The sequence below is a fragment of the Melissospora conviva genome, from assembly GCF_049523535.1.
GTDB classification, from domain to species: domain Bacteria; phylum Actinomycetota; class Actinomycetes; order Mycobacteriales; family Micromonosporaceae; genus Melissospora; species Melissospora conviva.
On sequence record NZ_JBLLDT010000002.1, the window covers coordinates 38,029 to 54,631 of the forward strand.

14 protein-coding genes are annotated in these 16,603 nt (G+C 70.5%); 4 read left to right on the forward strand and 10 right to left on the reverse strand.

From position 1 onward, the window contains the following. Positions 1-114: 114 nt before the first annotated feature. The 4 genes from ACK8GG_RS05335 to ACK8GG_RS05350 all read right to left on the reverse strand — a co-directional run bounded on the left by ACK8GG_RS05335 (position 115) and on the right by ACK8GG_RS05350 (position 4,537). Positions 115-480, reverse strand: a complete 366-nt coding sequence (locus tag ACK8GG_RS05335; RefSeq protein WP_440350951.1) for a hypothetical protein — start codon at positions 478-480, stop codon at positions 115-117. Between the two features lie 294 nt (positions 481-774). Continuing rightward, complete coding sequence (locus tag ACK8GG_RS05340) at positions 775-3,141, reverse strand: FtsX-like permease family protein (protein ID WP_440350952.1); 2,367 nt, start codon at positions 3,139-3,141, stop codon at positions 775-777. Between the two features lie 83 nt (positions 3,142-3,224). After that, positions 3,225-3,947, reverse strand: coding sequence for an ABC transporter ATP-binding protein (locus ACK8GG_RS05345; protein WP_440350953.1), 723 nt, complete (start codon positions 3,945-3,947; stop codon positions 3,225-3,227). Further along, positions 3,944-4,537, reverse strand: a complete 594-nt coding sequence (locus ACK8GG_RS05350; protein ID WP_440350954.1) for a PadR family transcriptional regulator — start codon at positions 4,535-4,537, stop codon at positions 3,944-3,946. Before ACK8GG_RS05350 ends, ACK8GG_RS05345 begins: the two co-directional genes overlap by 4 nt. Positions 4,538-4,970: 433 nt before the next feature. Between ACK8GG_RS05350 and ACK8GG_RS05355 the strand changes: the two genes are divergently transcribed. Further along, positions 4,971-5,390: a hypothetical protein gene (locus tag ACK8GG_RS05355; protein ID WP_440350955.1), complete on the forward strand. Its 420-nt coding sequence runs from the start codon at positions 4,971-4,973 to the stop codon at positions 5,388-5,390. Between the two features lie 196 nt (positions 5,391-5,586). Here the strand turns inward: ACK8GG_RS05355 and ACK8GG_RS05360 are convergent, their stop codons facing one another. The 6 genes from ACK8GG_RS05360 to ACK8GG_RS05385 all read right to left on the reverse strand — a co-directional run bounded on the left by ACK8GG_RS05360 (position 5,587) and on the right by ACK8GG_RS05385 (position 12,742). Next, the gene (locus ACK8GG_RS05360; RefSeq protein ID WP_440355713.1) at positions 5,587-7,026 is read right to left on the reverse strand and encodes an FAD-dependent oxidoreductase; all 1,440 of its coding nucleotides are present in this window, start codon (positions 7,024-7,026) and stop codon (positions 5,587-5,589) included. Positions 7,027-7,132: 106 nt separating this feature from the next. Next, on the reverse strand, positions 7,133-8,425 hold the full coding sequence (locus tag ACK8GG_RS05365; RefSeq protein ID WP_440355714.1) for a DUF4437 domain-containing protein: 1,293 nt from the start codon (positions 8,423-8,425) through the stop codon (positions 7,133-7,135). A 109-nt stretch (positions 8,426-8,534) separates the two neighbouring features. Further along, complete coding sequence (locus ACK8GG_RS05370; protein WP_440355715.1) at positions 8,535-9,494, reverse strand: VOC family protein; 960 nt, start codon at positions 9,492-9,494, stop codon at positions 8,535-8,537. Continuing rightward, positions 9,491-10,969, reverse strand: coding sequence for an FAD-dependent oxidoreductase (locus ACK8GG_RS05375; protein WP_440355716.1), 1,479 nt, complete (start codon positions 10,967-10,969; stop codon positions 9,491-9,493). Before ACK8GG_RS05375 ends, ACK8GG_RS05370 begins: the two co-directional genes overlap by 4 nt. After that, positions 10,966-11,802: a VOC family protein gene (locus ACK8GG_RS05380; protein WP_440355717.1), complete on the reverse strand. Its 837-nt coding sequence runs from the start codon at positions 11,800-11,802 to the stop codon at positions 10,966-10,968. Before ACK8GG_RS05380 ends, ACK8GG_RS05375 begins: the two co-directional genes overlap by 4 nt. Positions 11,803-11,881: 79 nt before the next feature. Beyond that, positions 11,882-12,742, reverse strand: a complete 861-nt coding sequence (locus ACK8GG_RS05385; RefSeq protein ID WP_440355718.1) for an HpcH/HpaI aldolase/citrate lyase family protein — start codon at positions 12,740-12,742, stop codon at positions 11,882-11,884. Between the two features lie 323 nt (positions 12,743-13,065). Between ACK8GG_RS05385 and ACK8GG_RS05390 the strand changes: the two genes are divergently transcribed. Genes ACK8GG_RS05390 through ACK8GG_RS05400 form a run of 3 tightly spaced genes read left to right on the forward strand, consistent with a single transcriptional unit; the run spans position 13,066 to position 16,584 of the window. Continuing rightward, complete coding sequence (locus ACK8GG_RS05390) at positions 13,066-14,265, forward strand: CaiB/BaiF CoA transferase family protein (protein WP_440355719.1); 1,200 nt, start codon at positions 13,066-13,068, stop codon at positions 14,263-14,265. 44 nt (positions 14,266-14,309) lie between these two features. Next, complete coding sequence (locus ACK8GG_RS05395) at positions 14,310-15,170, forward strand: cyclase family protein (RefSeq protein ID WP_440355720.1); 861 nt, start codon at positions 14,310-14,312, stop codon at positions 15,168-15,170. After that, on the forward strand, positions 15,163-16,584 hold the full coding sequence (locus ACK8GG_RS05400; protein WP_440355721.1) for an MmgE/PrpD family protein: 1,422 nt from the start codon (positions 15,163-15,165) through the stop codon (positions 16,582-16,584). The genes ACK8GG_RS05395 and ACK8GG_RS05400 overlap by 8 nt, the downstream gene beginning before the upstream one ends. The last annotated feature ends 19 nt before the right edge of the window (positions 16,585-16,603 follow it).

A 16,603-nucleotide genomic window follows, 5' to 3' on the forward strand; every position in this document is an offset into this window, starting at 1 on the left:
CGGGGCCCGATCGCGTGCACGTCCTGCCCGACGTCCCGGGACGCCGCGACGTTGCCGGGCCGAACCGGGAACGTGACGCCCTGTCCCGGAGGCAGGGCGTCACGTTCCGCGTCGTCAGGCGCCCTGCTGGGCCAGGCGCTCGCCGAGGAGCCGGCCGAAGGTGAGCGCGGGCGTCACCAGCATGCCGGAGCAGAAGCTGTTGCCGCAGGTCGCGCCCGCGCCGATCACCTCGCCGACGGCGTAGAGGCCGGGGATCTGCGCGCCCGCCTCGTCGCGTACGGCGAAACTAAAGCCCACCAGGTCGGCCACATCCTCCGCGCCGCCGCGAACGCCGCCCGGATCGCCGAACTGCGCGCCACTGACGATCCCGCCGCCGGCGAGCCAGTGGTCGCCGGAGCCCGGGTTCGGGCCACGCCGGTCCTGGTCGACGTGCTGCGGCGGTATCCGCCCGTTCCCGTCGGCAGTAGCCGCGTTCCTCATGGTCAGACTGGACGCGGCACTGCGCGACCGGTGAGGTTTACGGCCGTCTGCACCTCGTCGAGTCATGGGCGTCGCGTGGATCCACCTCGCTCGGTACGCCTGCTGGCAGCCGCCGGGCGGTGAGCATCGACCCATACTGCCCGCTGGAAGCCGCGGACGGGCCCAGCGGCATATGCCGCGCGGCGCTACGGTCGTCGGCGTCGCCTCGCCGGGCTCGCGAGAACACCGTCGGAGGTTCCGAGGGTGTTCCCGCGAGCTGCTTTGGCCGCCTTGCCGAGGGCCGGAGGCCCCAGCTCAGGTGGGACGTCTGACGAGGGAATACTCGCCGCGCATCAAGCCGCGCGCGACGACGGTCGCAAGGACAGGCGGACCGAGCACGATGGCCATCAGTGCGAGCCACGGAACATGCCAGCGGAGTTCGACGCTGTAACCGACGTAGGCCGCTGCGGGGCCGATTCCGGATATGAGGCCGAGAACGGCACCGGCGCCGACGATGACCAGGGCTTGCACCGCCGCGATGCGCCTGCGGATTTGAGGTGTGGCGCCGACCGCAGCCATGGTCGTCAGATCTTGACGAAGCTCCGTTGCTGCCAGTCCGACCGCCACAGTGCTGGCCACGAGGGTGACCAGGACGCTCACTGCGACCAGAAGGTAGAACATCGTCGTCACCTCGCGGGTCGGCTTGTCCGCCGCCACTGCTTTGACGGTGACCGGCGACCCGGGCGGGTTGGCGGCACGGAGTTGCGCTTGCAGCAGCACCGCGTCCGCGCTGGCGAGTTCCGTCCTGTTCGGCACACGAGTGGTGTCCACGACCATTAGCCGGGGCCGAATCTCCAGCCCGAGTCGCTGCGCGGTAGCGGGCGAGATGACCAGACCGGGGAGTTTGGTGAAGTAGTCCCGACGGGCGGCCACGACGGCCGGCAATGATGTCGGTGGTTGGTCTTTGGACGACAGGATGACACGGCCGTTCGCTGCCAGCGTGTCGTTGAAGACAACAGCGTCTCCCCGGTCGAGGGCAGCCAATTCCGGGGTGGTGGCGGCGCGGCCGGTCACGAGTCGGATGAGCTCAGCCCCACCGACGGCGATGTCCCGCTGCTCGGCGGCGGTCAGCGCCGTGGAATCGGTGGGCCCACCTGGCAAGCTGTGATACGCCACGTTGGCGTGGACGTTGGTGGCAGCCTGAATCGTGACGACAGCGCGTGCCGGCAGGGTAGCCGCCAAACGCTCCCGCTCCGATGGACTCAGCAATTCGGCGGCGTCGACTGGCACCAGCACCTGTCCGGGCCGGGCATCCAGCCGCGTGGGAACCGCCTCACCGCGCGCCGAGCCGGCCAACGCGAGCGCGACGCTGCCTGCGACAGCGGCGATCACCGCCGCCATCGCTGCGGCGGTGCGAAGCCGGTGCCGTACGGCGTGGCGCAGTGCCAGCCGGGCCGGCATCGGCAGCCCGGCGGCGAGGCGTCCGATCGCCTGCACGAACGCTGGCGTGCAGGCGACGATGCCGAGCAGTAGGGCGATGCCGCCGGCCGCGAGCGCTTCCGACCGGCCCTCCGGGTTACCGGAGATCAGTAACGCTGCCGTTCCGACAGCGATCAGGATCGCGCCCGACACCACGCCGACAACATCCAGGCGCGACTGATCCCGCTGACCACCCAGAGCGCCGCGTACGGGACGCTTTCGGACGGCACGGGCGGGCAGCAGGGCCGCCAGGGTCGCGAGGCACAGCGTGAGCCCGGCGGCTCCCGCCAACTGCCAGGCGGGGATCGACACGTCGAGCAGCGGGTGGTCCGCGATGCGTTCCATGGACGAGCCGGCAGCGGCAAAGGTCAATAGACCAAGGATCACGCCTGCGCCTGCGGAGATGATCCCGAGCAGCAGACCGCCGGCACCGACGATCCGGCTGACCTGCCGGATCGTCGCGCCGGCGGCGGCCACAAGGGCCAATTCCCGGCGCTGCCGCGCAGCGCCGACCGTGAAGGCCGCCCCTACGAGAAGGACGATCTGCGCACCGGCGAAGCTGGCCACGAGCAGCGCGCCGGCCGCCGCTATCCGGCGCTCAGCGGCAGTCGGGGCCATCTGCTCGCGGGACAGGACCGAGACGCTGCCGACACCGGGGCTCAGGCGTGCCGGCGACCATTCAACGCCGCCGGGCAACTCCACCATCAGCTTGGCGCGTGCCGAGGACAGCGGGGCATCGTATGGAACGATCAGCCCGGATGCGCGCAGCGACCGGCTCCAGTCGATCAACCCGACCACGGTGAGGTCCCGCTGTGGCATCCCGGCGGTGACACGGCTACCCAGTCCCAGCCCCAGTTCGTTCGCCATCGCCCGGGTCACTGCCGCTTCGGCCGGCCCGCCGGGGGCGCGCCCGGCCCGGAGTACGTACCGACCGTTGTTGATCGGATCAGTCAAGTCGGTCGCTTCGTACTCGGACACTCGCGGCCCGTCGGGGCCTTGGACCACGGTGCGGGCCTGAACCAACAGCGTGGTGTGGCTGCCCGGGGGGAGCGTGGCCGCAATCTCGGCGCGGTCGTCGGACTCGACGATCAGATCGGCGCGGCCCATGGTGAACGTGGTTTCCTGCGCGGAAGTACCGCTGAGGTTGCTCCAACCGGTCAGCAGGACTGTAGCCGCGTACGTGGGAATGAACAGCATCAGCATGATGAGCACACTTCGTCCCCGATGGCGGAGCGCGGAGCGACGTGCGATGCGAAGCGCGACACGCCACGAGCTGACCAGGCCGTTCACGATGACTCACTCAGCAGGTGCTGCGGATCGTCGCGCTCCGACGTTGCGTCAACCAGGCGACCGTCCCGAAGGAAGATGGTGCGGTCCGCCCAGCCGGCGTACCTCGCCTCATGGGTGACCAGTACGCCGGCCGCCCCGGCGTCTATCCGCGCCCGCAGAACCCTCAACACGGCGATGCTGGTCTGCGAGTCGAGAGCGCCGGTCGGCTCGTCGGCCAGTACCAGTCGTCGCTGTCCCACCAGTGCCCGGGCAATTGCGACGCGCTGCTGTTGCCCGCCGGACAGCTGGTCGGGAAACCTGTCTGCGACAGTGGAAAGGCCGACTTCGTCCAGCGCACTGACAGCTGCCTTGCGGGCCGCTCGTGTTCCGGTGCCGCCGAGTTCCAGCGGCAGGGCGACATTCTCCGCGGCGGTCAGGTCGGTCACCAGGTTGTAGTCCTGAAACACATAACCGATTCGGTCCCTGCGCAGGTGAGCCACCTCCGTTGGACCCAGACCGCCGAGCTCTACCCCTTCAACCTCAACCGAGCCGGCCGTAGGCGTGTCGAGACCGCCGGCGATGGACAGAAGTGTGGACTTTCCCGACCCTGAAGGCCCCATCACCGCGACAAGTTCGCCCGCTCGAACATTCAGGCTGATACCGGCCAGCGCACGCACCGACACTTCGCCCGCGCGATACACCCGCTCGACGTCGGTGAGCCGCAGCACCAGGCCACTCATCGCTGCACCTGCCCTGACAGGGGGGCCTCGGAGACAGCGGGCGTCAGGTCGGACGCCGGTTGGATCTGTTCGCGCCGCAGTACCATCGCCTCCGCGTGATCAAGCCACCGGATCTCACTCTCGAGCGCGAAGATCAAATGGTCCAGGAACAGCGGCCAGATGAGATCGCCACTGTCGTTGGCATGTCTGCGCAGGTCGGTGTAGTCGCGCATCTGTCGCATTGACTCTGTCCGCTGCTTCTGCACTACAACGGCGATGTCCACACGGGGGTCGGCTGTTGCCATCGCCAACTTGATCGCCAGTTCACTGCGTGGGCGATCCGTCTTGGTGATTGGGGTGACGTACCAGCACTCCAGGGCTGTCCGCCCCTGATCTGTGATTTCGTACATCGCCAGTCCATCCCTGCTGTCGCCCGCAGATGAGACGTACCCGTCCCGTACAAGACGATCCAGTGTGGTGTAGATCTGGCCGACGTTCACCGCCCAGCTGCCGCCGGTACGCGTGTCGAACTCCGTTCGGAGCTGGTATCCATACTTGGGGCCATCAGCGAAGAGGGCCAACAGTCCCCAACGCACCGCGTTTCTCAGCACATCGCGAGAACTTACCAGGTAACTACTTATCCGGTAAGCACCCGCTCGAGGTGCCGAGCGCCGGCTTGCGGCGGGTGGGCCAGGTCGCGCAGCCCGGCGGCAACACGTCAAGGAGGCGGCACGTTGGATTACGCACCTTCACGAGGCTTCTGAGCTGCTGAAAAACCTGCGCGCTCACGTGCGTCATCAAGTCCATCGGCTCCACGCGCTCATCCCGTCAGGGCGAACTCCTTGCGCTGCATCACGACGAACGGCGATGTCAATGTGATCTTGGTCATGCGCCACGGGGCTGTAGACGTTGTCCACTCTCGATATATTTCCTGCCGTCAGTTGCCGGGGCCGCAACACTGCGATACCCCTACCATTTAGTGCCGTCTCATAGCCAAGGCTTGGCGAACGCACGGGTCCCGCCGCTTTATGGACAGCAATTTGAATGACGGAAGAAAAGGACTACGAAGTGAACAAGCAAAAAGCCATCAGGCTGGCAGCCGCAGCGGCGCTCGCTGCATCGGCGACACTGGGAGTCGCTAACCCGGCTGCGGCAGCGGAGGAGACCCTACCCGCCTCGTTCAGCATCCAGGCCGGATGCGGAGCGGTCTTCAACAATGTCACGGTTGACGGCGGAGCGGCTTCATGGAACATCAGCTGCACCAACGGGACCAACGCCAGGATCGAAGGGTTCGTGGAAGACACCAAGGCAGACGGCAAGTGCGCTTACGTCAAGGCCTTTGCCAACACCGGTGACGCGAGAGTCCCGCTCGCCAAAGCCTGCCCGAAGGGTTCCAGGACGAACTTCGACTGGAAGGTAAACGGCGCGACTGACATCACGGCCTACCTGTACACCGCTGCCTGACAGCCCGCTGGTGTCCCCACATCACCTGCGGTTGCGCCCTCCACGCTGCACGATCCCGAAGAGCTGACGCTGGGACGGCTTGGATTGTCACGCAGGGGCAGATCCGTGCGGGTCTCGGCGTGATCGCCTGCCAAGGCGGCAACCGAGAACGCGGTGCCCTGCATGTGGGAAGCAGGGCACCGCGTCGGGCGGATCGTCAGGCGCCCTGCTGGGCCAGGCGCTCGCCGAGGAGCCGGCCGAAGGTGAGCGCGGGCGTCACCAGCATGCCGGAGCAGAAGCTGTTGCCGCAGGTCGCGCCCGCGCCGATCACCTCGCCGACGGCGTAGAGGCCGGGGATCCGCGCGCCCGCCTCGTCGCGTACGGCGAAGGTGCCGTCGATGTCGAGCCCCATGAAGGTGACCAGGGTGATGGCGTGGTTGCGGATGGCGTAGAACGGCCCCTGGGCGATCGGCGCGGGCAGGTGCTTGCGGCCGAACTCCTCGTCGACGCCGGTGGCGACGGCCTCGTTGTAGCGGGCCACGGTGGCTTCCAGGTTCGCCGCGTCGATACCGGCCAGGGCGGCCAGTTCGGCGATGCTGTCGGCGCTGTGCAGGCCGGGGCGGTTGTTCATCATGGCGCGCACCTGGTCCGGCTCGGCGCCGACCACCATCTCCATCGCGCCGGTCGACTGGCTCAGCGCCGCGTCGTCGAAGATCGTCCAGAAGGTCTGGTCGGTGATCTTCGTCAGCGCCCGTTCCTTCTCGTCGATCGAGGGCTCGTCCTCGGCGACCCAGCGCCGCCCCTCGACGTTGACGTAGATCTCGAACGGGGGGCGCTCGCTGGTCAGCCGCTGCCGGTCCGACCAGTTGGCCCGTCCCGGCGTACGGGGGTCGGGCAGGCCACCGAAGGTCGGCAGGTAGGTCCCCTCCCCCTGCAGCGCGGCGCCGGCGGCCATGCCGAGGTGGATGCCGTCGCCGGTGGAGGCCTTGTACGCCGCCGACACCAGCGGCGACTTCTCCAGCTCCTCGAAGAGCTCGTGCTCGGAGCCGAAGCCGCCGGTGGCGATCACCACCGAGGGCGCGTCGATCTCGACGTCGCGGCCCTCGCGGTAGACGGTCACCCCCAGCACCTGGCCCTGGTCGTCCTGGCGGATCTCGGTGACCGGCGCGTTGGTCCAGAGCATCAGCTCGTGCGCGGCCTGGGTCTTCTCCAGTTCGGCGCGGAGCACCTCCAGGATGGACATTCCCTCGTCGCGGCCGTAGTAGGTGCGGGCCGTGTGGTACGGCTCGTGGCCGTAGACAATGCGGGGCGTTTCGGCCGCGAAGGCGAAGCCGCGTTCGTCGAGCCAGTCGACGGTCTGCGCGGCGTGGTGCGCCAGGGTCTGGATGAGGTCCTCGCGGGCGGTGCCCTGGCTGATGCGCCGAATGTCGTCCAGGTGTGCCTCGGGCGAGTCCTCGATGCCCCGTTCGGCCTGGCGGCGGGTGCCGGCGGCGGCGAGGTGCCCACCGGAGATGTGCAGGGTGCCGCCGATCAGGCTGTCCTTCTCCACCAGCAGCACCCGCGCGCCGCCCTGGGCGGCGCTGATCGCGCAGGGGATCCCCGCCGTGCCCGCGCCGATGACGACCACGTCGTAGGCGCTGTCTGCCGGACCGTTCACAAGCTTTCTCCTTTGTTGTCACTGGGCCGTCCGGCTGCCTGCGGCCGCGGCCCGCAAACCCCGCGACCCACGCCCGCAGGCGTGGGTCGCGAAGCGTTGGTGCAGGTCACATACCGTCGCCGTCCCAGCGGCCGCGGGAGCGGCTGCGCACCGGCAGGGAGGAGATGATCGGCGCCGGGATCGGGTCGCCGTCCTTCCAGTCGACGCGGGTGCCCCAGTTGTGGGCGTGCGGGCCGGTCCGCTCGTCACGGTGCTCGACGGCCTTGCCCGACCAGCCCCAGTCGAGGTTGATGACCTCACGGGCGGCCTCGGCCGGCTCGTGGCTGTGGTCGTGGTCGCCGTGGCTGTGGTCGTGGTCGTGGTCGTGGCTGTGCTCGTGACCGCCGTGACCGCCCTGGAGGTTGGCCGCGTCCATCGCCTTCATGATGGCCAGGATCGACGGGTCGGCGCCGGTGCCCTGGTGCTTGATCGGCGTGTTCTGCTGACCCTGGTCGATCTGGAACTGCCACGACGCGGTCATCTGGCGCATGTCCTCTTCGGAGCGCCACGGGGTCGCCAGGTCGTGGGTGGAGGACGACCAGCGGGTCGGCGGGTGCGGCTCCTCGTTGAGGCCTTCGGGGGTGTAGTTGACGCCGTCGCCGCCCCAGCGGACCCACTCGTTCTGGGTGTACCAGTTCTTCAGCTCGCCGTCGGAGCGCAGCAGCCAGGTGGCGCCACCCTCCATGGTGGTGAAGTGGCCGTGCTTGACGCGCGCCGGGCGGAAGAAGTAGGTGCCCAGGTCCAGGGTGCCGAAGTTGTACTCCATGTGGCCCTGGGTGGTGTAGGCCTCCTCGTAGCACGGGTGGTGCGCGAGGCGGTGGTCCGACCAGCCCTGCTGGGCGTGCACCAGGCGGGTGTAGAAGCCGGTCACCGGATCGACGTGCAGGTATTTGATGAACAGGCCGGGCATCGGGCCCGGGTTGGGCACCGCGTCCCACTTCATCGCGTCGCTGTCGATAACGATGATGTCCTCGCGGGCGCTCTCCCAACGGGGGGCCTTGATCGAGTCGACGGCGTCGAAGCCGGCGTCACCGTATTCGCGGTAGTGCAGGATCCGGGTGCCTTCGGCGAAAGTGATCGCGTCGGTAGGCACGCCCTTTGGCGCGTAGACGTATCCGCCCTTGCCGATTTGCTTTCCGCCGTAGGTCATAGCGCCGTCGAGCACGTAGTACTCGGTGTTGGCGTGATGAATACCCGGGCCACGGCCCCAGGAGGTGTGGAAATCGACGCGCAGCGACGACGAGCCGTCCTCCTCGTCGACAGAGAGGCGGCGCTCGCTGGCGCGACCTTCACCGCCGGGGAGTTCGGCGCCGTGCCAGACGTAGTCGTCTTCTTGAATGAGTTCAACGTGGGGGCGCAATTCTGCCTCATTCCCTAAAGGTGTTCCATTAACCGGAACACTGTTTCGGAGTAACTTTAGGGGTGCCCCAGAAGCCGGTCAAGGTTTCCCAGCCGCTGGAAACGTCCCCTCAGGCGGCCTGCTCGGCGAAGGTCACCGGGATGCCGTTGGGGGTGTCGACGAAGGCCACCCGGGCGCCGCCGAAGAGCAGCGCGGGCGCCTGCACCGGGCCGGTCCGCACGCTGCCGCCACGCTCGCGTACGCGCTGCAGGGCGGCGTCGAGATCACGCGTGGGCACCAGCCAGCCGGTGTGCCCGAGGTGCCGGCCGGTGCGCTGCTGCGGCCGGCGGTCGGTGCCCACGGTGCGGTCCTGGATCCGGGTGACCTCGATGCGGGCGGTGAGCTCACCGGCGAGGAACGCCAGGCGCATCACCGTGCCCGGGGGCAGCGAGGCCATCTCGTCCAGGCCCGGGTCGCTGAAGCTGACGTCGTACCACTGGGACAGGCCCAGCCCGTCCGGGCCCCAGAACGCCACCTCGGCGTCGAAGTCCGGCACGTGGCAGACGAGGGAGGTCAGCTCGGTGTAGAACCGGTCCGGTTCGGCGTCCCAGGCGGCGGTGCCCCGCGGCGCGGCGGGCTCGACGAAGACCACGCCGGTGCCCTCCGGGGCGTTGCAGAACCCCTCGGTGACGGTGACCAGCTTCTCCCCCAGCGGCACCTGCCAGGTCGCCGGCGGCGTCACCCAGGAGTAGCCGGCCGCGGTGAGCACCCGGTGCGACTCGGTGATGTCCCGGGTGTAGAGGTCGATGCCGGCCAGTCCGTAGTCGGCCGAGTGCGGGTGCACCGCCTCGCCGGCGGGGACGGTCAGCAGCACGATGCGCCCGTGCGGCGCGCCCGCGGCGGTCAGCACGGTGACACCGACCTCGCCGACCCCCTCGCCCCAGATCGCCGCCGCGTCGGACGCGGCGAGCACACCGGACTCGGCGACGGCGAAACCGAGCTGGTCGCGGTAGTAGGCCAGATGCGGTTCGGGATCGGTGACACCGAGGAAGGCGGCGTTCACGCCCGGGATCAACGGCTGTTCGGTCATGCTGCGCTCCTGTCGTGGCCGGCGGCCGCCAGGCGGGCACCGAGGTGCCGGCCCAGCGTCATCGCCGGGGTGATGCTCATGCCGCCGACGTAGTTGTCGCCGGCGAAGACGTTGTTGCCCAACACCTCGCCGACGGCGTACAGCCCGGGGATCGGCTCGCCGGACTCGGTGAGCACCGACAGGTCGGTGTTCACCCGCAGCCCGTCCCGGGACAGGATCGAGGCGGCGACGCTGGTGACGGCGTAGAAGGGGCCGGCACCGATCGGCGCGGGCAGGACCGTGCGGCCCAGGTGCGGGTCAGCCCCGGCCGCGACGGCGGCGTTGTAGTCGTTCACGGTCGACTCGAGCGCCGCCGGGTCCACCCCGAGTTTGCGGGCCAGTCCCGGCAGAGTGTCGGCCCGGGTCACCCACGGGCTGTCGCGGCAGGCCCGGGCGAACCGGTCGCTGTCCCAGTCGCCGCCGGGGTTGCGGATCAGGGGCACCGGCGCGGCGTCGACCGCCGCCTGGTCGAAGACCACGTGCATGGTGACGTCGGGCTGTTCCAGCAGCGTGCGCTCGCGCAGCTCCGGACTGGTGGTGTCCTCCGGCACGAACCGCTCGCCGCGCTTGTTGACCCAGATCTCGTACGGCGTGCGGTACGCCGGCGCCAGCTCCACGAACGCCTCGCGGTAGTCGACGGCGTGGCCGGGGCGCCCCGGGTCGGGGATCAGACCCATCACCGGCAGGAAGATGCCGTCGGCGGAGACCGCGGCGCCGAGTTCCCGGGCCATCACCAGCCCGTCGCCGGTGGCGTGGTCGAGGCAGCCGATGAGCACCGAGGAGCAGTGCGCGGGCAGGAACTGGTTGCGCAGCGCGGCGTCGGCGTCGTAGCCGCCGGTGGCCAGCACCACCGCGTCGGCGGTCAGCTGCCGCTCGGCGGTGTCGGCGGGCCCCTGGACGCGGACCCCGGTGACCCGGCCGGCGGAATCGGTGAGCAGACCGGTCACGGCGGTGCGCAAGTGCAGCACGATCCGGCCGGATTCCAGCAGGGGCGCGAGCTGCTCCAGCAGCACCCGCAGCACCGAGCGGCCGTGCTCGACGCCCCAGTAGGTGCGCGGCACCGAGTAGACCTCGTGGCCGTGGATGAGCCCGGGGGTCGCCGGGTCGAACTGGAAGCCGAGGTCGTCGAGCCAGTCGACGGTCTCGCCCTGGGCGCTGACCGACATCCAGGCCAGCTCCCGGTCGACCTTGCCGTGCGAGATGCGCAGTACGTCGTCGAAGTGGCGCCGCGGGTCGTCGTCGATGCCGTGCTCGCGCTGGCGCCGGCTGCCCGCGCCGGAGAACTCGCCGTTGGCGATGTGCAGCATCCCGCCGAGCTGCTCCTGCTTGTCGAGCAGGTGCACGGTAGCGCCGTGCTGCGCCGCGGTGATGGCGGTGCAGAGTCCGCCACCGCCACCGCCGACGACGATCAGCGTGGGCGCGCCCGCGGCGGTCATCGCTGCTCCCGGGCGACGAGGGCGATCTCGACTCCGGCCGGTCCGCGCAGCAGCCCGCCGTCGAGCTCCGTGGCGCCGGCGGCGAGCAGCCTCGCGCGGTCGGCCGCCGGGTCGTCGGCGGCGAAGACGATGCGGCGGATGCCGACCGGGTCGTCGCCGCGGTCGGTGGCGGTGACGCCGGTGAAGGACATGATCTCCACCCGGGCGGGGGCCTCGTCGGGGCCGACCAGGAAGGCAAGGCGCAGCGCGGCGCCGGCGGGCATGCCGACGAGCTCTTCGAAGTCCGGGCCGGTCATGGTGCCGTCGAAGACGACCCGCAGCCCGCCGGCGACGAAGAAGCGCACCGCGGCGTCGTGGTCGTCGACGACCAGCACCACCGTGTGCAGTTCGGAGTGGAGCCGCGCCGCGTCGGCGGCGAGCGCCGGACTGGGGCGGTGGGCCCCGTCGACCGCCAGCGGCACGGTCCACCAGATGCCGTCGGCGCCCTGGGCCACCAGCTCCGACAGCGACGCCGTGCCGTAGGGGTAGGTGACGGGGTTGCGGGGCCGGCCGCCGGCGGCGGCGATGGCCGCCGCGGTGGCGGGCAGGTCGCGGGAGTAGATGCCCAGCAGCCGCGCGCCGGGATCCCAGAGCGCCGGCGGCGTCGGGTCGGCGGGCCGGTCCGCGGCGGGGACCAGGCGCAGCCGGCCCCCCGTGGATCCGGGTACGCCCAGCAGCGTGCTCCCGGCGTCCTGGCCGAGCACCTCCAGGTCGAAGGCGGCGCTGTGGAACCGCGCGGAGGCGGCCACGTCCGCACTGGCTACGACGACCTCACGCACATCGCGAAGGCTCACCTGGTGACTCCTTTATCTCTGTACGGCGCCGTCACCCGCCGGGTCGTACCTCTGCGGCGGGTGACGGCGTGGTGGGGCGCTAGCGGGCGAGCGCGAGCACCCGGCGGGCCTTGCGGACCACGGCCTCGTCGATCATGCGGCCGTCGGCGCCGACGGCCACTCCCCGGCCGGCGGCCATGGCGGCGTCGAAGATCGCCACCAGCTCGCGGGCGGCGGTGACCGCGGCGGCGTCGGGGGTGAAGACCTCGTTGGCGACGGCGATCTGCGCGGGGTGGATGCAGGCGCGGCCGATGTAGCCCTGCCGGGCCAGCGCCTCGGTGGAGTGGCGCAGCTTCGCCAGGTCCCGGAAGTTGGTGGAAACCGGGGCCACCGGCGGGTTGATGCGGGCGGCGGCGCTGACCAGCACCGTGCGGGTGCGGATGGAGGCCAGTTCCCGCTCGTCCTCACCGGGGGTGATGCCGGTGTCGGCGGCGAGGTCCGCCTCGCCGACCTGCAGCCGCACCACCCGGGGGCCGGCGGCGATCTCCTCGGCGCGCAGCACCGCGGCGGCGGACTCCAGCAGCGGCACCACGCCGGTCGACCCGGCGGCGATCCCGGCCGCTGCCTCGGCCTCGGTGAGCACCGCGTCGAGCGCGGTCAGTTCGGCCTGCGACTCGGTCTTGGCGACCATCACTCCGGTGAGCGCGGGTCCGACCACGGCGCGTACGTCGGTGTGGCCGAGTGCGCCGGGGTTGACCCGCACCCAGAGCTCGACGGGCTGCTCGCCGGCGGCGGGCTGCTGCGCCAGCCAGGCAGCCACCGCGGCGCGGGCGGCGTCCTTGCCGGACGGCGGTACGGCGTCCTCAAGGTCGACGATCAGCGCGTCGGCGCCACGCCCCAGCGCCTTGTCCAGCTTCTCCTGGGCATCGCCGGGCACGTACAGGTAGGAGCGCGGGAGCACGTGGCCTCCTTGTAGATGGCGCCGGCATATTTCGGCCGCCCGCCGCCTCGGACGAACGGGCGGCGACCCCGGCTATTCCGTTGTATGGAACGCTGTTCCACGTACATTACGGTTGGCCCGAGATGGCGTCAATGGTGCTGCTCACCGGGGTCGGCCCGCCTCGGCCGCACCCTCGCCCCGAGCGGTCCTCCCACTCCTCGAACGGGTGTACGCGATCGCCGCCACGAATGATTGACGCCCTGATCCACACTCCGTTACTGTCCCGGAATATCGTTTCGCCTGACGGAACAGCGTGCGCGCACGGATCCCAGAGAGGAACCCTCATGCAGGACGGTCCGCTGAGTGGCCTACGTGTACTCGACGTCTCGACGATCCTGGCCGGCCCGCTCTGCTGCCAGATCCTCGGTGACTTCGGCGCCGAAGTGATCAAGATCGAGCACCCGGTCGCCGGCGACAGCATGCGGGGCCACGGCGAGAGCAAGGACGGCGTGCCGCTGTGGTGGAAGGAGATCTCCCGCAACAAGCGCACCGTCGGCCTGAGCCTGTCCGCACCCGAGGGCGCCGAACTGTTCCTGAAGCTCGCGGCCACCGCCGACGTCATCGTCGAGAACTTCCGCCCCGGCACCCTCGAACGCTGGGGTGTCGGCCCGGAGAAACTGCACGAGGTCAACCCCGGCCTGGTGATCGTGCGCGTCACCGGCTTCGGCCAGAGCGGCCCGTACGCCTCCCGTGCCGGCTTCGGCACCCTGGCGGAGGCGATGAGCGGCTTCGCCCACCTCACCGGCCAGCCCGACGGGCCGCCGACCCTGCCCGCGTTCGGCCTGGCCGACAGCATCTGCGGCATCGCCGCCTCCTCGGCGGCGACCATGGCGCTGCTGGCCCGCGAGCGCAACGGCGGACGCGGCCAGATCGTCGACATGAGCCTGCTCGAACCGATCATGACCGCGGTCGGTCCCGGCCCCACCGCCTACGACCAGCTGGGCAAGATCGGCATGCGGCACGGCAACCGCTCGACCAACAACGCCCCCCGCAACACTTACCAGACCAGCGACGGGCACTGGGTCGCCATCTCCACCAGCGCCCAGTCGATCGCCGAACGGGTACTGACCCTGGTCGGCCACCCCGAGGTCATCACCGAACCGTGGTTCGCCGCCGGGCACAGCCGCGCCCAGCACGCCGACCTGCTCGACTCCTACGTCGGCGGCTGGATCGCCGAGCGCACCCGCGACGAGGTCGTCGCGGCCTTCACCGACGCCGGCGCCGCGATCGCCCCCATCTACACCGCGCGCGACATCGTCAAGGACCCGCACGTGCAGGCGACCGAGATGATCGTCGAGGTGCCCGACCCGGACCTGGGCCGGGTCAAGATGCACAACGTGATGTGGCGGATGTCCGAGACCCCGGGACGCATCCGCTTCACCGGCCGCGACAAGGGCGCCGACAGCGAATCGGTCTTCATCGACGAACTCGGCTGCGACCCCGCGACCATCGCCGAGCTGCGCGCGCGCAAGGTTGTCTTCTGAGCACCCCGGCTCACCCGATCCCACTGAACACTGACGAGGAGCCCATGACCATCGAGACCACCCCGGCCGCCGACTCCGCAGCGGTCACCGACCCCCTGCTGTCCGCCGTCCGGGCGGGAGTCCGGGTCATCGACCTGGGCCGGCGCCTGACGGTGGGGATGCCCCAGTCCCCCAACCACCCGGCGTACTGGCACTCCCTGCCCCGCCGGCACGGGGACATGGTCCGCTCCGACGGCGGCTCCGCGGCCAACGACATGATCACGATGGGCACCCACGTCGGCACCCACATCGACGCGCTGTCTCATGTGTCCCAGGACGGCAAGCTCTACGGCGGCATCGGCGTCGACGAGGCGCTCAAGGGCGGTCGCTACGAGCAGCTCGGCGCGCACACCATCGAGCCGATGGTCCGCCGCGGCGTCCTGCTGGACATCCCCGCGGCCAAGGGCGTCACCCGCCTCGACCCCGGCTACGAGATCACCGTGGCCGACCTGGAGGCCGCCGTCGCCCGGCAGGGCACCGAGATCGGCGCCGGTGACGTGGTCCTGGTGCGCAGCGGCTGGGGCCAGCACTTCGACTCGGGCGACAAGGACCTGTTCATGGGGCAGTCCTCCGGCGTACCCGGGGTCAGCACCGACGGGGCCACCTGGCTGGCGGCCAAGGGCATCCACGCCACCGGCGCCGACACCATCGCGTACGAGTGCCTGCACCCCGGCGCCGGGCACGCGACCCTGCCGGCCCACCGGGTGCTTCTGGTCGAGCACGGCATCTACATCATCGAGACGATGGCGCTGGAGCAGCTCGCCGCCGAGGCCGTGTACGAGTTCCTCTTCGTGCTGTCGCCGCTGCCCCTCTTCGGCGCCACCGGCTCCCCGGTGCGCCCGCTGGCGGTGGTCAGCAATGGCTGACGAGACCACCCTCGGCGCCCGGCTCGCCGAGTTCGCCGCCCGCAGCGCCACCGACGGCGTTCCGGCCGAGGTCGCCGCCAGCGTGCGCCAACGCGTGCTGGACATCCTCGGGCTCTGCGTGGCCGCGCACCGGCTGGAGACCAGCGCCGCCATCATCGAGCACCTGCTCGACCAGGGCGGGAACCCGCAGGCCCACATCGTCGGTGTGCCCGGCCCGGTCACCGCCGCGCAGGCCGCCTTCGGCAACGGGGTGCTGGCCCACTCGCTGGACTACGACGACACCCACCTGCCGTCGGTGCTGCACCCCAGCGCCAGCGTGGTCCCGGCCGCCCTGGCCGCCGCCGAGCACGCCGGCGCCGACGGAGAGCAGACCGTACGCGCCATCGCGGTCGGCCTGGAGGTCGCCGTCCGGCTCGGCATGGCCGGCTACGACCACAAGCTGGGCAACTCGGTCTTCTTCGAGCACGGCCAGCACGCCACCAGCATCACCGGCGCGATGGGCAGCGCGGTCGCCGCGTCGATGCTCTACGGCGCCGACGCCAAGGGCATCCTTGACGCCCTCGGCATCACCGCCTCGATGGCCGCCGGCATCATCGAAGCCAACCGCACCGGCGGCACCGTCAAGCGGCTGCACTGCGGCTGGGCCGCCCAGTCGGGGGTGACCGCCGCGCAGCTGGTCCGCAAGGGCTTCACCGGCCCGCCGACGGTCCTGGAGGGACGCTTCGGCTTCTTCGAGGCGTGGCTGCACGGCAACTTCTCCGCCGAGGAGATCACCCGCGGCCTCGGGCAGGAGTGGTCGGTGCCGGGCATCTTCTTCAAGCCCTACCCGGCCAACCACTTCACCCACACCTCGATCGACGCCGGCCTGGCGCTGCGGGCCCGGGGCGTCACCCCGGAGTCGGTGGAGCGCATCACCGTCGCCGTGCCGGCCGCGGTCATCCGCACCATCGGCCAGCCGATCGAGACCAAGCGCACCCCGGTCACCGGTTACCAGGCGCAGTTCAGCGGCCCGTACGCGGTCGTCGCCGGCCTCTTCGGCGGCGGTGGCCTCGGCCTCGGGCTGGACGACTTCTCCGACGTCCTGGCCCAGGACCCGCAGCGGCGGGCCCTGATGGCCAAGGTCGACGTGGTCGCCGATGCGCGCTGCGACGAGATCTTCCCCTACCAGTTCCCCGCCGTGGTGACCGTACGCACCACCGACGGCCGGGAGATCGTCGAGGAGGTCCTCACCAACCGGGGCGGCCCTCAGCGTCCGCTGCGCGACGAGGAACTGGCGCTCAAGTTCGGCGACAACGTCCGGGGCCGGCTCTCCGACGACACCGCGACCGAGGTCAAGGAGAAGGTCCTCGCCCTGGGCGAGCTCCCCTCCGTCGCGCCGGTGCTCCAGGCGCTGTCCCACCTCTCCACTCCCTGATGACCTCTCACTTGCGTGA

Excerpts from the sequence above, each read along its gene's own strand:
- ACK8GG_RS05355 (WP_440350955.1), top strand. The coding sequence starts at position 4,971 with ATGACGGAAGAAAAGGACTACGAAGTGAACAAGCAAAAAGCCATCAGG.
- ACK8GG_RS05395 (WP_440355720.1), top strand. The coding sequence starts at position 14,310 with ATGACCATCGAGACCACCCCGGCCGCCGACTCCGCAGCGGTCACCGAC.
- ACK8GG_RS05390 (WP_440355719.1), top strand. The coding sequence starts at position 13,066 with ATGCAGGACGGTCCGCTGAGTGGCCTACGTGTACTCGACGTCTCGACG.
- ACK8GG_RS05400 (WP_440355721.1), top strand. The coding sequence starts at position 15,163 with ATGGCTGACGAGACCACCCTCGGCGCCCGGCTCGCCGAGTTCGCCGCC.
- ACK8GG_RS05340 (WP_440350952.1), bottom strand. The coding sequence starts at position 3,141 with ATGCTGATGCTGTTCATTCCCACGTACGCGGCTACAGTCCTGCTGACC.
- ACK8GG_RS05375 (WP_440355716.1), bottom strand. The coding sequence starts at position 10,969 with ATGACCGCCGCGGGCGCGCCCACGCTGATCGTCGTCGGCGGTGGCGGT.
- ACK8GG_RS05335 (WP_440350951.1), bottom strand. The coding sequence starts at position 480 with ATGAGGAACGCGGCTACTGCCGACGGGAACGGGCGGATACCGCCGCAG.
- ACK8GG_RS05370 (WP_440355715.1), bottom strand. The coding sequence starts at position 9,494 with ATGACCGAACAGCCGTTGATCCCGGGCGTGAACGCCGCCTTCCTCGGT.
- ACK8GG_RS05345 (WP_440350953.1), bottom strand. The coding sequence starts at position 3,947 with ATGAGTGGCCTGGTGCTGCGGCTCACCGACGTCGAGCGGGTGTATCGC.